The sequence below is a fragment of the Citreicella sp. C3M06 genome, from assembly GCF_018860705.1.
Lineage (GTDB): Bacteria > Pseudomonadota > Alphaproteobacteria > Rhodobacterales > Rhodobacteraceae > Salipiger.
This window is the reverse complement of the sequence record NZ_JAHKQA010000082.1, coordinates 23603-38464: the sequence shown is the minus strand read 5'-3', so window position 1 is coordinate 38464 and position 14862 is coordinate 23603. Positions and strand designations below refer to the sequence as shown.

Below are 14862 nucleotides of genomic sequence, written 5' to 3'. Positions count from 1 at the left end.
GCGTCAGAGCCGCGACACCTCGACCAGCGCGCTGTGGGCGCTGCACCCCTGCGCAAGGCGCGAGGTGCCCACATCGCGCGTCAGCACGTTGGGGTTGCCATTCGGGTCGATCTGCCCGCCCGGATCGCCGTACCACGCACCGGTCGGCAGCGCGACGACTCCGCTCAGGATATCGTCGGTGACCCGGGCGCGGGCCCGGACGCTGCCGCGCGCGTTGTGCACCCGCAGCAGATCGCCCGTGGCAATGCCGCGCGCGGCGGCATCCTCGGGATGGATCAGCAGCGTTTCCGGGCGCGCCCCGGGGGCATCGGCCAGCGCCGCCTCAAGCTGGCTGTGCAGCTTGTCGCCGGGCTGGGGCGAGACCATATGCAAGGGCGCCTCCGCCGTCGCGGCGCCCAGCCATTCGGCGGGCGGCAGCCATGTCGGATGGCCGGGACAATCGTCATAGCCAAAGCTGTCGATGGTCTGCGAAAAGATCTCGATCCGCCCCGAGGGCGTGCCAAGCGGATGCGCCTCGGGGTCTGCGCGGAACTGGCGGAACAGGCTGCGCGGCGCACCATCCTCGCGGATCGGCAGACGCATCCAGTTGCGCGCGCGCAAACTGTCCAGATCCGGCAGATCCAGATCGCCAGCCCCGGCGCGAAACCCCTCATACAGATGCGCGATCCACTCGGCCGCGCTGCGCCCCTCGGTGAAATCCGCGCCCGCGCCCAGCCGCTCGGCCAGCCCGGCGTAGATGTCGTAATCGTCGCGCGCCTCGCCTTGCGGCGGCACCAGCGCGGGCATGTGGAACAGGTAGTCATCCATGCTCGAACGGCCGATATCCTCGCGCTCATAAGGCGTGGTGGCGGGAAAGACGATGTCGGCGCGTTTGGCGGTGGCGGTCCACCACGGCTCGTTGACGATGATCGTCTCCGGGGTCTTCCACGCCTCGTGCAGGGCGTTGAGATCCTGATGGTGATGATACGGGTTGCCCCCCGCCCAGCAGATCAGCCGGATATCGGGATAGGTCTCGTTCCGACCGTTGAACTGATAGGGGCCGCCGGGCTGGCGCAGCATGTCGGCAACCCGCGCCACCGGAATCGCCCGGCGCACCGGGTTGATGCCCTGCGGCAAGGTCATGCCGCCAACCGCGCGCATGGTCTTGCCAACACCGCCAATCGCGCCGTAGCCATAGCCGACGCCACCGCCCGGAAGCCCCATCTGTCCCAGCATCGCCGCCAGAACGGCGGACATCCAGTAAGGCTGCTCGCCGCGCTCGCCGCGCTGCAAAGACCATGCCACGGTGATGAAACACCGGGTCGATGCCATGCGCCGGGCCAGCGCGACGATGGCCCCCGGCGCAACCCCGCAAAGCGCTGACGCCCAGTCCGGCGATTTTGCCACCCCGTCGCTCTCGCCCAGCAGATAGAGGCGGAACCGCTCGTAACCCTCGCAGCAGCGCGCCAGAAAATCGCGATCGGCCAGATCTTCGGTTTCCAGCACATAAGCCAGCCCCAGCATCAGCGCCGTGTCCGAGCCGGGCCGCACCGGCAGCCAGTCACAGCCCTCGGGTGCATCCCCGCGCTGAGGCCCGACGTTCACCCGCACCATCCCCTTGTCGGCAAAGCGCCCGAACCAGCCTTCGGTCTCATGCTCGGTCACGCCGCCCATGCTGACCTGCGCGTTCTTCTGATTGACGCCGCCAAACATCACCAGCGTCTCGGTGTGATCGCAAATGGTCTTCCAGCCATCCTGATGGCTGTACAGAAACGACAGAAAATCGATGCCAAAGACATGCGGCATGATCGATTGGGCGCAGCCGGTGGAATAGCTGCCGAACGAGGCCACATAGCCGCCGATGCTGTTGAGAAACCGGTGCACCTGACTTTGCGCATGGTGAAACCTCCCGGCCGAACTCCAGCCGTAAGAGCCGCCATAGATCGCCTCGTTGCCATGCTCTGCGCGGACGCGCCCGATCTCGGCCGCCGCAATGTCCAGCGCCTCGTCCCATGGCAATTCGACAAATTCGTCGCTGCCCCGCCCGGCCCGCTCGCGCGACGTCAGCCAGCCGCGCCGCACCGAAGGGCGCGCCACCCGCAACCGGTGATGCACCGCCGCCGGCACTGCCTCGGGGATGCGCGTGGGCGAGGGATCGGCGGCAAAGGGCCGCGTCGCCACCATCCGCCCGTCCTCGACCCGCGCTTCAAAGGCGCCCCAATGGCTCGATGTCACCTGCCAGTCCGTCATGCCCGCGCTCCGTCGTCTCAAGGGGCCGCAAACCCCGTCTTCATCTCACAAAGGGGCGCCGCCCCCGTCTTCATCTTGCCCGGTAAACTCCGGGGGGAGCCGTAGGCGGGGGGCTGGCCCCCCTCGGCGCCCACCACAGGCTCAGGTCTCGGCCTTCTTTTCCCAACGCCCCGATTCCTCGGACCAGTACTGCGCCTTGCACCCGGCCGATTTCAGCGCCCGCCACTGAGCCCGTGCCCGGTCCAGCGCCCGCTCATCGAACCCATCGAACAGCACGCAGACCCGCTCCATCGCCGCGACCTCTTCCGCCGACACCTCGGCGCCGTCCACCGACATCAGGCAGGCGGGATCGTTGGGCAGTGCGCTCTGCACCGTCAGCAACACCGGCTGCAACGCATCATGCGGCCCGCCCGCAACCCCATGCGGCAAGAACCCGTCCTCAGCGCCAAGCCACAGCTTCTGATCCAGCCAGTCGATCCGGCCCGGATCGACGCCGCGCACCGCCACCCGCCAGCCCGCCGCCAGCGAGCGTTCAAGCAGCACCGGCAGCGTCGCCTCCAGCGGGCGCTGGGTCAGATGATAGAACATCGCAGCGCCCATCAGGCCCGGCCCCCATCACGCCGCGTCTTCGAATGGATCATGCCGGATCTTGCCCGGCATCAGGATTTTTGGCCATCGGCGCGGGGGCCTCGAACCGGTCGCGCACCAGCCGGTCAAGCGCCAGAACGCCCCAGCCCGTCGCGCCCTTGGGCGCCAGATCCGACGGCGTCTTGCGCGATGCCACCCCGGCGATGTCCAGATGCACCCACGGCATGTCTTCGCGCACGAAGCGCCGCAGGAACTGCGCCGCGGTGATCGAGCCCGCCGGACGCCCGAAGGAATTCTTCATGTCGGCAATCGCCGAATCCATCAGCGCGTCATAGGCCTTGCCCATCGGCATCCGCCATGCCCCCTCGCCCTCAGCCTCGGCGGCCCGCAGGAAGCCATTGGCAAAGCCGTCCTGATTGGCGAAAACCGCTGCGTTCTCATGCCCCAGCGCCACGATGCAGGCCCCGGTCAGGGTTGCCAAATCGACCATCGCGGCGGGGGCGAGATGTTCCTGCGCGTACCACAGCACATCGGCCAGCACGAGGCGGCCCTCGGCGTCGGTGTTGATCACCTCGATAGTGTCGCCCTTCATCGAGCGCACCACATCGCCCGGACGGGTCGCGGTGCCCGAGGGCATGTTCTCGACGATTCCAACCACGCCAACCACATGGGCGCGCGCCTTGCGCAGCGCCAGCGCCTTCATCACCCCCGCGACGGTGCCCGCGCCGCCCATATCCATGGTCATGTCTTCCATGCCCGCCGCCGGCTTGAGCGAGATACCCCCGGTGTCAAACACCACGCCCTTGCCGATCAGCGCCAGCGGCGCATCGTCCGAGCCGCGCCAGCGCATCACCACCACTTTGGTCGGGGAGGCCGACCCCTGCCCCACGGCCAGCAGCGCGCCCATGCCCAGCTCGGCAAGCTGCGGCTCGTCCAGCACCTCGACCTCGACACCGATCTCGCGCAGCGCCTCGAGGCGGGCGGCGAATTCGGTGGTGGTCAGCACGTTGGACGGCTCGTTCACCAGATCACGTGTGAACAGCACGCCCGAGGCGACCGCCAGCAGCGGCGCGATGGCCGCCTGCATGTCGCCGGGCTTGGAACACAGCACCAAGGCCGGGGCCGGCGCCTTGCCCTTGTCGCTCTTGTGATCGGTGAAGGCATAACCGCGCAGCGCCAGCCCAAGCGCCACCTGTGGCAGCTGCCCCTGCGTGTCACCCACCAGCGTCACACCCGATGCCCCCACCGCAATCGCCAGCGCCGCGCCCGCCTTGCGCGCCTCGATCACCTCCGGGCGGCGCTCGATCTTGACCACGTCGATTGCCAGCGCCGCCATGCCCGACGGAAACCGCAGGCTCGTCACGCTGCCCGCAGCGGCCTTGCCCCAGCTGTCATCCTCGACCAGTCGCGCCAGCGCCCCGCGGGTCAGCCGGTTGATGCGCCGCGCCCCCTTGCCAAGCTGGCCGGCCGCGTTGATGAACACGGCAACGCGCCCCTCGCATCCGGCCAGCGCATCAAGGTCGGGTTCTGCAAAGCTGATCTCGCGCAATTGGGTCATCAGGATCTCCTGTCATTGTTGCCACAAGTGGTAGAGCGGCCCGCCACCATTGACCAGAGGCAGCTTTTCGATCACGAGACGAGGCGCTAGGATGCAGGCGAAGAAAAAGAAGCGAAGGGGCGGCAGGCGGTGCAGAGATTCGACAGATACATGCTGTCGCAGCTCATGGTTGTGTTCAGCTTCTTCGCGCTGGTCCTTGTCATGGTCTATTGGGTGAACGCGTCGGTCAGTCTGTTCGACGATCTGATCACTGATGGGCATTCGGCGGGGATCTTCCTTGAATTCACCTTGCTGAGCCTTCCGGCGGTGATTGCCATGGTGATGCCGATGGCGGCCTTTGGCGCCGCTGTCTATGTGACCAACCGCATGTCGAACGAATCCGAGCTGACGGTGCTCAAGGCCGCCGGGCTGTCGCCGTGGCGACTGGCGCGGCCGGTGCTGGTGTTCGGGGTGATCGTGGCGCTGATGGCCTCGGTGCTGGCGCATGTGCTGGTGCCAAGCGCCAGCGGTACGCTGCGCCAGCGCGAGTCGGAAATCTCAGCCTCGGTATCGGCCCGGCTGCTGCACGAGGGCACCTTTCTGCATCCTACGCGCGGCGTCACCTTTTACATCCGGCAGATCACCCCCGCGGGCGAGCTGCGCGATGTCTACCTGTCGGATCGCCGCTCTGCGGGGCGGGTGATGACCTATACCGCCGAGCGCGCCTATGTGCTGCGCGACGACGAGGGCACCCGGCTGACCATGCGCACCGGGCTGGCGCAGGAATACCGCGAGGATGACGCGACGCTGTCGATGACCAATTTCACCGACCTGACCTATGACATCTCGGATCTGGTAAGCATCGGCAGCACGCCGCGCCGCCGCGCCCGGCAAATCCCGACATGGGAGCTGCTGACCCAGACCGACGCCGTCGCCACAGAGGTCGATGACAGCCCCGGCGAGGTGCTGCAAGAGGCTCATGGCCGCTTCGAGCAGCCGCTGCTTTGCATCGTCGCCGCGCTGATCGGCTATGCGTCGCTGATGTCTGCCAATTTCTCGCGCTTCGGGGTCACGAGGCAGATCGTCGGTGCGATCTTCCTTCTGGTGCTGGTCAAGCTGGTGGAATCGGCGGTCAACACGCCGGTGCGGGCCAATGCAGCGCTGTGGCCGCTGGTCTATCTGCCCAGCCTGACCGGCATCGTCATCGCCGGGGGGCTGCTGGCGCGGGCCTCGCGCAATTTCCGTCCCGGCTGCGCCCCGCGAGAGGCCACGACATGACGCTGCACATCTATTTCGCCCGCCGCTTCGCGATGATGTTCCTGTCGATCCTCGGGGTGTTCGCGCTGTTCCTCGGCCTGCTCGATCTGGTCGAACAGCTGCGCCAGTTCGCCGGCAGCGCCAGCTTCGGGCAGGTGACATGGGTGACGGTGCTGAAGCTGCCCGGCGGCATCTACGAGATCCTTCCGCTGGTGATGATCCTTGCCACGGCGGCGCTGTTCCTGATGCTCGCGCGCTCGTCCGAGCTGGTGGTGGTGCGCGCGGCGGGCCGCTCGGGGCTGGTGGCACTGGCCGGGCCGGTGGCCGTGGCGCTGGTGATCTCGGGGCTGACGGTGGCGATCCTCAACCCGCTGGTGGCGGCCACGTCGAAACGGGCCAGCGATCTGACCGAAAGCTATGAAAGCCACGGGGCCTCTGTGGTGTCGATCGGGCGCGAGGGGCTGTGGCTGCGTCAGGGCGGCGAAGATGGGCAGGTGGTCATTCATGCCGAACGCGCCAACCCCGATGCGACCATTCTGTATGACACCAGCTTTCTTGCCTACACGCCCGATGGCGGGCCGGAGCGGCGCATCGTTGCGGCTGAAGCGCGGCTGGACACCGGCGCATGGGTGCTGAGCGATGCCAAGGAATGGCAGCTGCTCCCCGGCGAGAACCCCGAGGTCAGCGCCCAGAGCCATACCGAGATGCGCCTGCCCTCGACCCTGACGCAAGATGACATCCGCGACCGCTTCGGCCAGCCTTCGGCGGTGGCAATCTGGGATCTTCCCGCCTTCATCAACGGGCTCGAAGAGGCTGGCTTTTCCGCCCGGCGCTACGAGGTCTGGTTGCAGATGGAACTGGCCCGTCCGGTGTTTCTGGTCGCCATGGTGCTGGTGGCGGCGGGGTTCACCATGCGTCCCGCCCGTCTGGGCCGCACCGGGCTCTATGTGCTCGGCGCGGTGCTGATGGGCTTTGGCCTGTATTACGTGCGCAATTTTGCGCAGATCATGGGTGAGAACGGGCAACTGCCCCCGGTTCTCGCCGCTTGGATTCCGCCCGTTGCCTCGCTGTTGCTGGCATTGGGCCTCGTTCTGCAAATGGAGGACGGATGACACGCAGGTTCCTCCCCCTTGTGCTGGCGGCGTTTCTCGCAAACGCCGCCCATGCCCAGACCACCACCCTTGGCGCGGATGCCGACGCCGCGTCGGAACCGGCGCTGCTGATCGCCGACAGCGTCTTTGTCGAAAGCGACAAGCGCCTTGTTGCCACCGGCAATGTCGAGGCGCTGCAAGGGGGCATGCGGCTGATGGCGAGCCGCATCGTCTTTGATCAGGGCAGCGGTACGCTGTCCATCGAAGGCCCGATCCGCATCACCGACGCGAGCGGAAATCTGCTGCTGGCCGATACTGCCGAGCTGGACGAGGATTTCCGCAACGGGCTGCTCAAGGGCGCGCGCATGGTGATGGACGACCAGCTTCAGCTGGCCGCCGTCGAGGCGCAGCGGATCGATGGCAGTTACACCCAGCTCAACCGTGTGTCCGTGACCTCCTGTCAGGTCTGCGGCGCCAACGATGTGCCGCTGTGGCAGATCCGCGCTGACCGGGTGATCCATGACGAGGACGCCCGTCAGATGTGGTTCGAAGGCGCGCAGCTGCGCGTGCTCGACGTGCCGGTGTTCTGGTGGCCACAGCTGCGCCTGCCCGACCCAAGCCTGACGCGGGCGCGCGGGTTCCTGACCCCGACCTTCGAATCGACCACATTGCTGGGAACGGGTGTGCGCCTGCCCTATTTCATCCCCATCGGCGACAGCAAGGACCTGACCGTCACGCCCTACCTGTCGTCCGAAACCCGCACCATGGAACTGCGCTACCGGCAGGCCTTTACCAATGGCAGCATCGAAGCGAACGGCGCGTTCAGCAGCGACACGCTCGTGCCGGACAAAACGCGCGGCTATCTTTTCCTCGAAGGGGAATTCGGGCTGCGCAACGATTTCAAGCTCGATTTTGAAACGCAGTCGGTCTCGGACGACAGCTACTTCAACGATTACGATTACGGCGACGACGACGAGCTGCTGATCTCGGAAATCACGCTCGGGCGCTACAAGCCCGACACCTACGTCGAGACCAGCCTGACCTATTACGAATATCTGCTCGCCTCCGAAGAAGACGACAAGCAGCCGTCGGCGATCTACGACACGGCCTGGGAACAGAGGTTCTTTCCCGGCGGGTGGCTCGGCGGCGAGCTGCGCCTTGGTGTCGAGGGGCACGCCCATTACCGGCGCAGCAATGTCGACGTCGACGGCCCTGACGACGACAGCGCCGTGGACGGGCGCGACATGGCCCGGCTTAGCGCCGAGGCCAGCTGGCAGCGCCGCTGGACCGTTGCGGGCGGCATCCGGGTCGGGACGAATGCCTATCTGTGGGCTGACCGGTTCAAGGTTTACGACGATGCCAATGCCGATGAGAACGCCTCGGTCCTCACCCCCGCGGCATCGGTGGAACTGCGCTGGCCCCTTGTGCGCCGCTCCAGCTCTGGGGCGAAAACGCTGCTGGAACCGGTGATGATGTACGGCTGGGTGGGCAACGAGAGGCCCAACATCCCCAATGACGAAAGCACCCGCGTCGAATTCGACGAAGCCAACCTGCTGAGCCTGTCACGCTATCCCGCTGCCGATCGGCGTGAACGCGGCCGAATGCTTGCCGCCGGTCTGCGCTGGGTCCACGAGGCGCCGTCGGGCTGGTCATCCAACCTGACCCTCGGGCGTCTATGGCGCGAGGATGCCGACAGCGAGTTCACGCTGTCCTCGGGGCTGTCGGGCACCGAATCCGATTGGCTGATTTCGGGCGGGTTCATCAACCCGCTCGGCCTGTCGATCTCGGCACGCGGGCTGATGGACGACCACGGCAGCTTCGACAAGGCCGAGGGGCGCGCGTCGTGGTCCAACGATCTTACCGAATTTTCCGCCACCTACGTGATGCTTGTCGAGGACCCGGGCGAGGATCGCGACGAGGGACAGGCCGAATGGACCGTCGAGGGCAGCTACCGCGTCAGCCGCCACTGGACGACCTCTGGCGAATGGAGCTACGACCTTGCAGACCAGCGGGTTGACCGCAGCGGGATTGGCCTGCAATACCGCAATGAATGCGTCCAGGTGGACTTTACCGTGCTGCGCGAGTTCGCGTCCTCGACCAACGTCGAGCCGTCGACGGACTTTGGCCTTTCGGTCGCGCTGACAGGGTTCGGCACTGCGGGCAGCGACAAGGAGTATCGACGCACATGCAAATGACCTTTGCCCGGCTGATCCGGCCCGTGGCGCTCTGCGCGACGCTGGCGCTTTGCGCCGCCCCGATTGCCGCCCCGACCCCCGCCCATGCTCAGAACCTGTTCGCTCCGGCGATCACCGTCGATGACTCCGTGATCACCAATTACGAGATCGAGCAACGCGCCCGCATGCTTACCGTGCTGAACGCGCCGGGCGATCCGTCCAAGATGGCCCGCGAACAGCTGATCGAAGACCGGCTGCGGCTTCAGGCGTCGCGCGCCGCCGGGATCACCCCCAGCGAACAGGACGTGCTTGACGGCATGGAAGAATTCGCCGGACGCGCCAATCTGTCGCGCGAAGCCTTCACCGCCGCGCTGGCAAGCGAGGGCGTGGCCGAGCAGACTTTCCGCGATTTTGTGCAGGCCGGCCTGTCGTGGCGCCAGCTGGTTCAGGCGAGATTCGGCGGGCAAAGCGCCATTTCGCAGACCGAGATCGACCGGGCGCTGAGCGGGGCTGGCGGGCAGTCCAACGTGCGCCTGCTGCTGTCCGAGATCATCATGCCGGCACAGCCGCAAGAGGCCGCCGCGGTTCAGGCCCGCGCCGAGCGTCTGGCGCAGACCACCTCGACTGCCGAATTCTCGGCTGCGGCACGGCAATATTCCGCCACCGCGACCCGTGACAATGGCGGCCGCCTGCCGTGGAAGGCGCTTGACGAGCTGCCGCCGCAGTTGCGCTCGATCCTGATGGCGCTGTCGCCCGGGGAGGTCACCGCGCCGATCCCGCTGCAAGGCGCGGTTGCGCTGTTCCAGCTGCGCGACATCGAAGAGGCAGGTTACACGCCGCCCGAGATCGCCTCGGTCGAATACGCCGCCTATTACATGGCCGGTGGGCGCAGCACCGAAACGCTGGCCAAGGCCCGCGTGCTGGCGCAACGCGTCGATCGCTGCGACGATCTCTATGGCATTGCCAAGGGGCAGCCTGCCTCGGTGCTCACCCGCGAGACGCTGCCGCCGTCGCAGCTGCCGACCGATGTGGCCTTCGAGCTGTCCAAGCTCGATCCCGGCGAGGTGTCGACCGCGCTGACCCGCTCGAACGGGCAGACGCTGATGTTCCTGATGCTGTGCGGGCGCACCGCCAAGGTTGCCGAGGACGCCGATCGCAACACTGTCGAGATGGGTCTGCGCAACCAGCGCCTTGGGGCGTTGTCGGACAGCTACCTTGCGCAGCTGCGCGCCAACGCCCGCATCGTCGGGGAATGAGCACGCCCGCGCCCATCGCGCTGAGCTGCGGCGAGCCGTCGGGCATCGCGCCCGAGCTGGCCGAATCCGCTTGGCACGCCCTTGGGGCGTCGCTGCCCTTTGTCTACATCGGCGCGCCCGCGCATCTGCCCGGCACTGTGCCCCATGTGGTGCTGTCCTCGATCGACGAGGCCGCCGATGCGGTGCATGACGGCCTTCCGGTGCTGCCGCTGGACATTCCCGGCCCGCGCGTGCCCGGCGTGCCCCAGCCCGCGCAGGCCGCCGGGGTGATCGACAGCATCGCGCGCGGCGTTTCGTTGGTGCAGGAGGGCGCCTGCAGCGCGCTGTGCACGCTGCCAATCTCGAAACAGGCGCTGGCCGAGGGCGCTGGCTTTGCCTACCCCGGCCACACCGAATATCTGGCAGCGCTGGCCGGGGCCGACGAGGTGGTGATGATGCTTGCCTCGGACGCGCTGCGGGTGGTGCCGGTGACCATTCACATCGCGCTGGCGGATGTGCCCGCCGCGCTGACGCCTCAGCTGCTGGAAAAGCGGCTGCGCATCACCCGCGACGCGCTGATCACGCAATTCGGCATTCCCGCGCCGCGCATCGCCATCGCCGGGCTGAACCCGCACGCAGGCGAAGGCGGGCGCATGGGCCGCGAAGAGATCACCCTGATCATTCCGGTGCTGGACAAGCTGCGCGCCGAGGGCTTCGATCTGATCGGCCCGCTGCCTGCTGACACGATGTTTCATGCCAAGGCCCGCGCCGGTTATGACGCTGCGGTCTGCATGTATCACGATCAGGCGCTTATTCCGATCAAGACGCTGGCCTTTGACAGCGGCGTCAACGTCACGCTGGGGCTGCCCTTTGTGCGCACCTCGCCCGACCACGGCACCGCCTTTGGCATCGCCGGGCAAGGCCTTGCCGATCCGTCTTCGACCATCGAGGCGCTGAAGATGGCGTGGCGCATGGCCGGGGGCAAGGCGTGAGCCGCGCCGCTATTGGAAAGATGAAGACATGAGCGCCATAGACGGGCTGCCCCCCCTGCGCGAGGTGATCGCCTCGCACGGGCTGTCGGCGAAGAAATCGCTGGGGCAGAACTTTCTGCTCGACCTGAACCTGACCGCCAAGATCGCGCGGCAGGCGGGCGATCTGTCGGGAATGGATGTGCTGGAAATCGGCCCCGGACCGGGCGGATTGACACGCGGGCTGCTGGCCGAGGGCGCGCGCCGGGTGCTGGCCATCGAGAAAGACGAACGCTGCCTGCCGGCCCTGGCCGAGATCGGCGCGGCCTGGCCCGGACGGCTCGAGGTGATCTCGGGCGATGCGCTGGAGATCGACCCGCTGGCGCATCTCACCCCGCCGATCGCGATCTGCGCCAACCTGCCCTATAACGTCGGCACCGAGCTTCTGGTGCGCTGGCTCACGCCCGACATCTGGCCGCCGTTCTGGCAGAGCCTGACGCTTATGTTCCAGCGCGAGGTGGCCGAACGCATCGTCGCCGCGCCGGGATCGAAGGCCTACGGGCGGTTGGCGGTTCTGGCGCAATGGCGGGCCGAGGCGCGCATCGTCCTGTCGCTGCCGCCGGGAGCCTTCACGCCGCCGCCCAAGGTCGCCTCGGCGGTGGTGCATCTGAAGGCCCTGCCCGAGCCGCGCTTTCCGGCGGATCGCAAGGTGCTGGAACGCGTCGTTGCGGCGGCGTTCAACCAGCGCCGCAAGATGCTGCGCGCCGCCCTCAAGGGGCTTGCGCCCGATATCGAAGATCGGCTCCGCGCGGCGGGAATCGAGCCGACCGAGCGTGCCGAACAGCTGTCGCTGGAACAGTTCTGCGCCTTGGCGCGCGAACTGGCCTGATCTGGCCCCACCCCACATCCTGAAACGCAAACACCACGCCCCGAAGGGCGTGGTGCTGTGTAGCGTGAGACTGGCGCGGTGTTATTCCGCTGCGCCAGAGGCCGGGGTATCGCTGGGCGCGGCATCCTCGGGCTTTTTGCGCGGCTCGGGCTTTTTGCGCGGGCGGCGCGGCCTCTTGGGCTTTTCCTCGGCGGCAGGCGCGGGCGCCGGTGCCTCGCGGTTTTCCGGCGTCTCGACCAGACCGCTTTCAGCGCTCTCACCCATGTCGATCACATCGGGCTGCGGCGCGTTTTCCGCCATAGGGGCGCTGTCGGCCACCGGCTTGGCAGCAGGCGCGTCGGCCACCGGCTGTTCCGCAGCGGGCTGATCGGCGTCGGCTTCGCCGCGCTGCTGCTCGCGCGTGTCGCGTTCCTTGTCGCGCTGCGACTGGCGCTCGCGATTTTCGCGTTCTTGCTGCGCCTGACGCTCGCGGTTCTCGCGCTCCTGCTGCTCGCGGCGCTGTTCGGTTTCGCGCTGCGCCTCCGAGAGCATGCGCATGTAATGCTCGGCGTGCTGCTGAAAGTTTTCGGCGGCCACGCGATCATTGCCAAGCGACGCATCGCGCGCAAGCTGGTTGTACTTGTCGATGATCTGCTGCGGCGTGCCGCGCACCTTGCCATCGGGGCCACTGCTGTCGAACACACGGTTGACGACGTTGCCTACCGACGAATTGCGGTTGCGGTTGTTCTTCGACCGCGATCGGGATTTAGAGGATCGCATTGTACTGTGCTATCAGCCTTGTGTCTGATCGTCCCTGTGACCTGACAGCACCCTCGGGCGCCTGTGGATGTCTGGTCACAACCAATTTGGGGTTGATGTCGAGCGGGACCGCCTGCTTGGCATCCACCGCTCCGACCCCTCTTAGCTACTCATTGTGGGGACCACAAACAAGCGAAAATCGTGCGAGGCCCAAGCAATTCCAATCAATTCGTCCGAAAATCCGCAGATTGCGCCGCCTGCGGCCCCGGCAAACGTCCCAAAACCACCCGGTCGCGCCCGTCAAGATCGGCGATCACCGCGATATCGGCCAGCCCCTGTGCCCGCAACAGCGCCGACACGGCGGCGCCCTGCGTGGGGCCGATCTCGACCATCAACCGCCCTTGTGGGGCAAGATGCCGCAGCACGCCGGCGGCGATGGCGCGATAGGCGGTCAGCCCGTCGGCCTCGTCGGTCAGCGCAAGGCGCGGCTCGTGGGTGAGTTCGGGTGTCAGCAACGGCATCTCGTCCAGCGCGATGTAAGGCGGGTTCGACACGATGAGATCAAAGCGCGGCGCATGCCCCAGCGCCTCGTACCAGCTGCCCTGCGCCAGCGCCGCGCGCGGCTCAAGCGCCAGCGCGGTGCGATTGCTCGCCGCCACATCCAGCGCCGCCTGCGACAGATCGGTGCCAAGCCCGGTGGCGGCGGGGCGCTCGGCCAGCAGCGTCAGAAGAATGCAGCCAGAGCCGGTGCCAAGGTCGAGCACCGTTGCGAATGGGGCAGACAGCGCCGCTTCGATCAGGATCTCGGTTTCGGGGCGCGGGTCGAGCACATCCTTGGTGACACGGAACTCGCGGCCATAGAAATTGCGCACCCCTATCAGATGCGACACCGGCTCGCGCGCGGCGCGCCGGTGGATCAGCGCATCGAAGGCGCTCGCGCGCGCGTCCTCGACCGGATCGGGCAGGAACAGCGTCAGCCGCCCCGCAGTGACGCCAAGCGCATGGGCCAGCAGGCGGCGCGCATCGCGGCCCGCGTCGGGGATCCCGGCCTCTGTCAGGATGCGCGCCCCGGCGGCCAGCAGCTGCGATCCGGTCACGCGCCCATCTCGGCCAGCAGCGCCGCCTGCGCATCGGCGGTCAGCGCATCAACGATCTCGTCGAGATCGCCGCCCAGAATCGCCTCGAGCCGATACAGCGTCAGCCCGATGCGGTGATCGGTCATCCGGCCCTGCGGAAAATTGTAGGTGCGGATGCGCTCCGAGCGATCGCCGCTGCCAACCTGCGATTTGCGATCCGAGGCGCGCGAGTCGGCCGCCTTTTGCCGCTCGGCGTCGAACAGCCGGGCGCGCAGCACGTTCATCGCGATCTCGCGGTTGCGGTGCTGGGATTTCTCCGAGCTCGTGACCACGATGCCCGTCGGGATATGGGTGATGCGCACGGCGGAATCGGTGGTGTTGACGTGCTGCCCGCCTGCGCCAGAGCTGCGCATGGTGTCGATGCGGATGTCGCCGGGCGCGATGTCGATATCCACGGCCTCGGCCTCGGGCAGTACCGCCACCGTCGCCGCCGAGGTATGAATGCGCCCGCCGGATTCGGTTTCGGGCACGCGCTGCACCCGATGCACGCCGGATTCGTACTTGAGCCGGGCGAACACGCCCTCGCCCTCGATGCGCACCACCAGTTCCCGCAGGCCGCCAAGCTCGGTCGGGGCTTCCTCGATCACTTCCCAGCGCCAGCCGCGCGTGTCGCAATAGCGCTGGTACATTCGCGCCAGATCGCCCGCGAACAGCGCCGCTTCTTCGCCGCCGGTGCCGGGGCGGATTTCAAGGATCGCCGGGCGTCCATCGGCGGCATCGCGCGGCAGCAGCGCCAGTTGCAGCGCCTTTTCCGCCTCAGGCAGACGGGCGCGCAGGCTGGGCAGCTCTTCTTCGGCCAGCGCCTTCATTTCGGGATCGGACAGCATGGCCTGCGCTTCGGTCAGATCGGCCTGAAGCCGGTCCCATTCGGCGATCTGCGCGACCACCGGGCGCAGCTCGGCATATTCGCGGCCAAGCGCGGCAATATCGCCGCCGCCCTGTGCCATGCGGGCCTCGAGATATTCGAAACGGTCCTGGATTTGCCGAAGGCGGTCTGAGGGGATCATGCGCCCTCTTTTC

Annotated in this window: 12 protein-coding genes; 6 read left to right on the top strand and 6 right to left on the bottom strand. The window is 67.2% G+C overall.

Annotated features, from left to right (window positions below):
- Positions 1–3: 3 nt before the first annotated feature.
- From KO516_RS20015 to KO516_RS20005, 3 genes are all read right to left on the bottom strand, one after another.
- A complete protein-coding gene (locus tag KO516_RS20015) occupies positions 4–2229 on the bottom strand; it encodes a molybdopterin-dependent oxidoreductase (protein WP_216005565.1) in 2226 nt (741 codons plus the stop codon).
- 141 nt (positions 2230–2370) lie between these two features.
- Complete coding sequence (locus KO516_RS20010; RefSeq protein WP_216005564.1) at positions 2371–2829, bottom strand: DNA polymerase III subunit chi; 459 nt, start codon at positions 2827–2829, stop codon at positions 2371–2373.
- A 37-nt stretch (positions 2830–2866) separates the two neighbouring features.
- On the bottom strand, positions 2867–4375 hold the full coding sequence (locus KO516_RS20005; protein ID WP_216005563.1) for a leucyl aminopeptidase: 1509 nt from the start codon (positions 4373–4375) through the stop codon (positions 2867–2869).
- Between the two features lie 150 nt (positions 4376–4525).
- On the opposite strand from KO516_RS20005, the gene lptF reads away from it, so the two are divergent.
- The 6 genes from lptF to rsmA are packed head-to-tail and all read left to right on the top strand — an operon-like array spanning position 4526 to position 11968.
- Positions 4526–5632: an LPS export ABC transporter permease LptF gene (gene lptF, locus KO516_RS20000; protein ID WP_216005562.1), complete on the top strand. Its 1107-nt coding sequence runs from the start codon at positions 4526–4528 to the stop codon at positions 5630–5632.
- Complete coding sequence (gene lptG / locus KO516_RS19995; protein ID WP_216005561.1) at positions 5629–6723, top strand: LPS export ABC transporter permease LptG; 1095 nt, start codon at positions 5629–5631, stop codon at positions 6721–6723. The genes lptF and lptG overlap by 4 nt, the downstream gene beginning before the upstream one ends.
- Positions 6720–8897: an LPS-assembly protein LptD gene (locus KO516_RS19990; protein WP_216005560.1), complete on the top strand. Its 2178-nt coding sequence runs from the start codon at positions 6720–6722 to the stop codon at positions 8895–8897. Before lptG ends, KO516_RS19990 begins: the two co-directional genes overlap by 4 nt.
- Complete coding sequence (locus tag KO516_RS19985) at positions 8888–10132, top strand: peptidylprolyl isomerase (RefSeq protein ID WP_216005559.1); 1245 nt, start codon at positions 8888–8890, stop codon at positions 10130–10132. The genes KO516_RS19990 and KO516_RS19985 overlap by 10 nt, the downstream gene beginning before the upstream one ends.
- Entirely contained in the window at positions 10129–11103 is a 975-nt protein-coding gene (gene pdxA / locus KO516_RS19980; protein ID WP_216005558.1) for a 4-hydroxythreonine-4-phosphate dehydrogenase PdxA, read from the top strand. The genes KO516_RS19985 and pdxA overlap by 4 nt, the downstream gene beginning before the upstream one ends.
- 28 nt (positions 11104–11131) lie before the next feature.
- Positions 11132–11968 (top strand): 16S rRNA (adenine(1518)-N(6)/adenine(1519)-N(6))-dimethyltransferase RsmA, encoded by an 837-nt coding sequence (gene rsmA / locus KO516_RS19975; protein WP_216005557.1) that lies wholly within the window; start codon positions 11132–11134, stop codon positions 11966–11968.
- Between the two features lie 81 nt (positions 11969–12049).
- Here rsmA and KO516_RS19970 read toward each other — a convergent pair whose 3' ends face one another.
- The 3 genes from KO516_RS19970 to prfA all read right to left on the bottom strand — a co-directional run bounded on the left by KO516_RS19970 (position 12050) and on the right by prfA (position 14849).
- Entirely contained in the window at positions 12050–12727 is a 678-nt protein-coding gene (locus KO516_RS19970; protein ID WP_216005556.1) for a DUF4167 domain-containing protein, read from the bottom strand.
- A gap of 203 nt (positions 12728–12930) precedes the next feature.
- Positions 12931–13803, bottom strand: a complete 873-nt coding sequence (prmC, locus tag KO516_RS19965) for a peptide chain release factor N(5)-glutamine methyltransferase (RefSeq protein ID WP_216005555.1) — start codon at positions 13801–13803, stop codon at positions 12931–12933.
- Entirely contained in the window at positions 13800–14849 is a 1050-nt protein-coding gene (gene prfA, locus KO516_RS19960) for a peptide chain release factor 1 (protein WP_216005554.1), read from the bottom strand. The genes prmC and prfA overlap by 4 nt, the downstream gene beginning before the upstream one ends.
- Between the last annotated feature and the right edge of the window lie 13 nt (positions 14850–14862).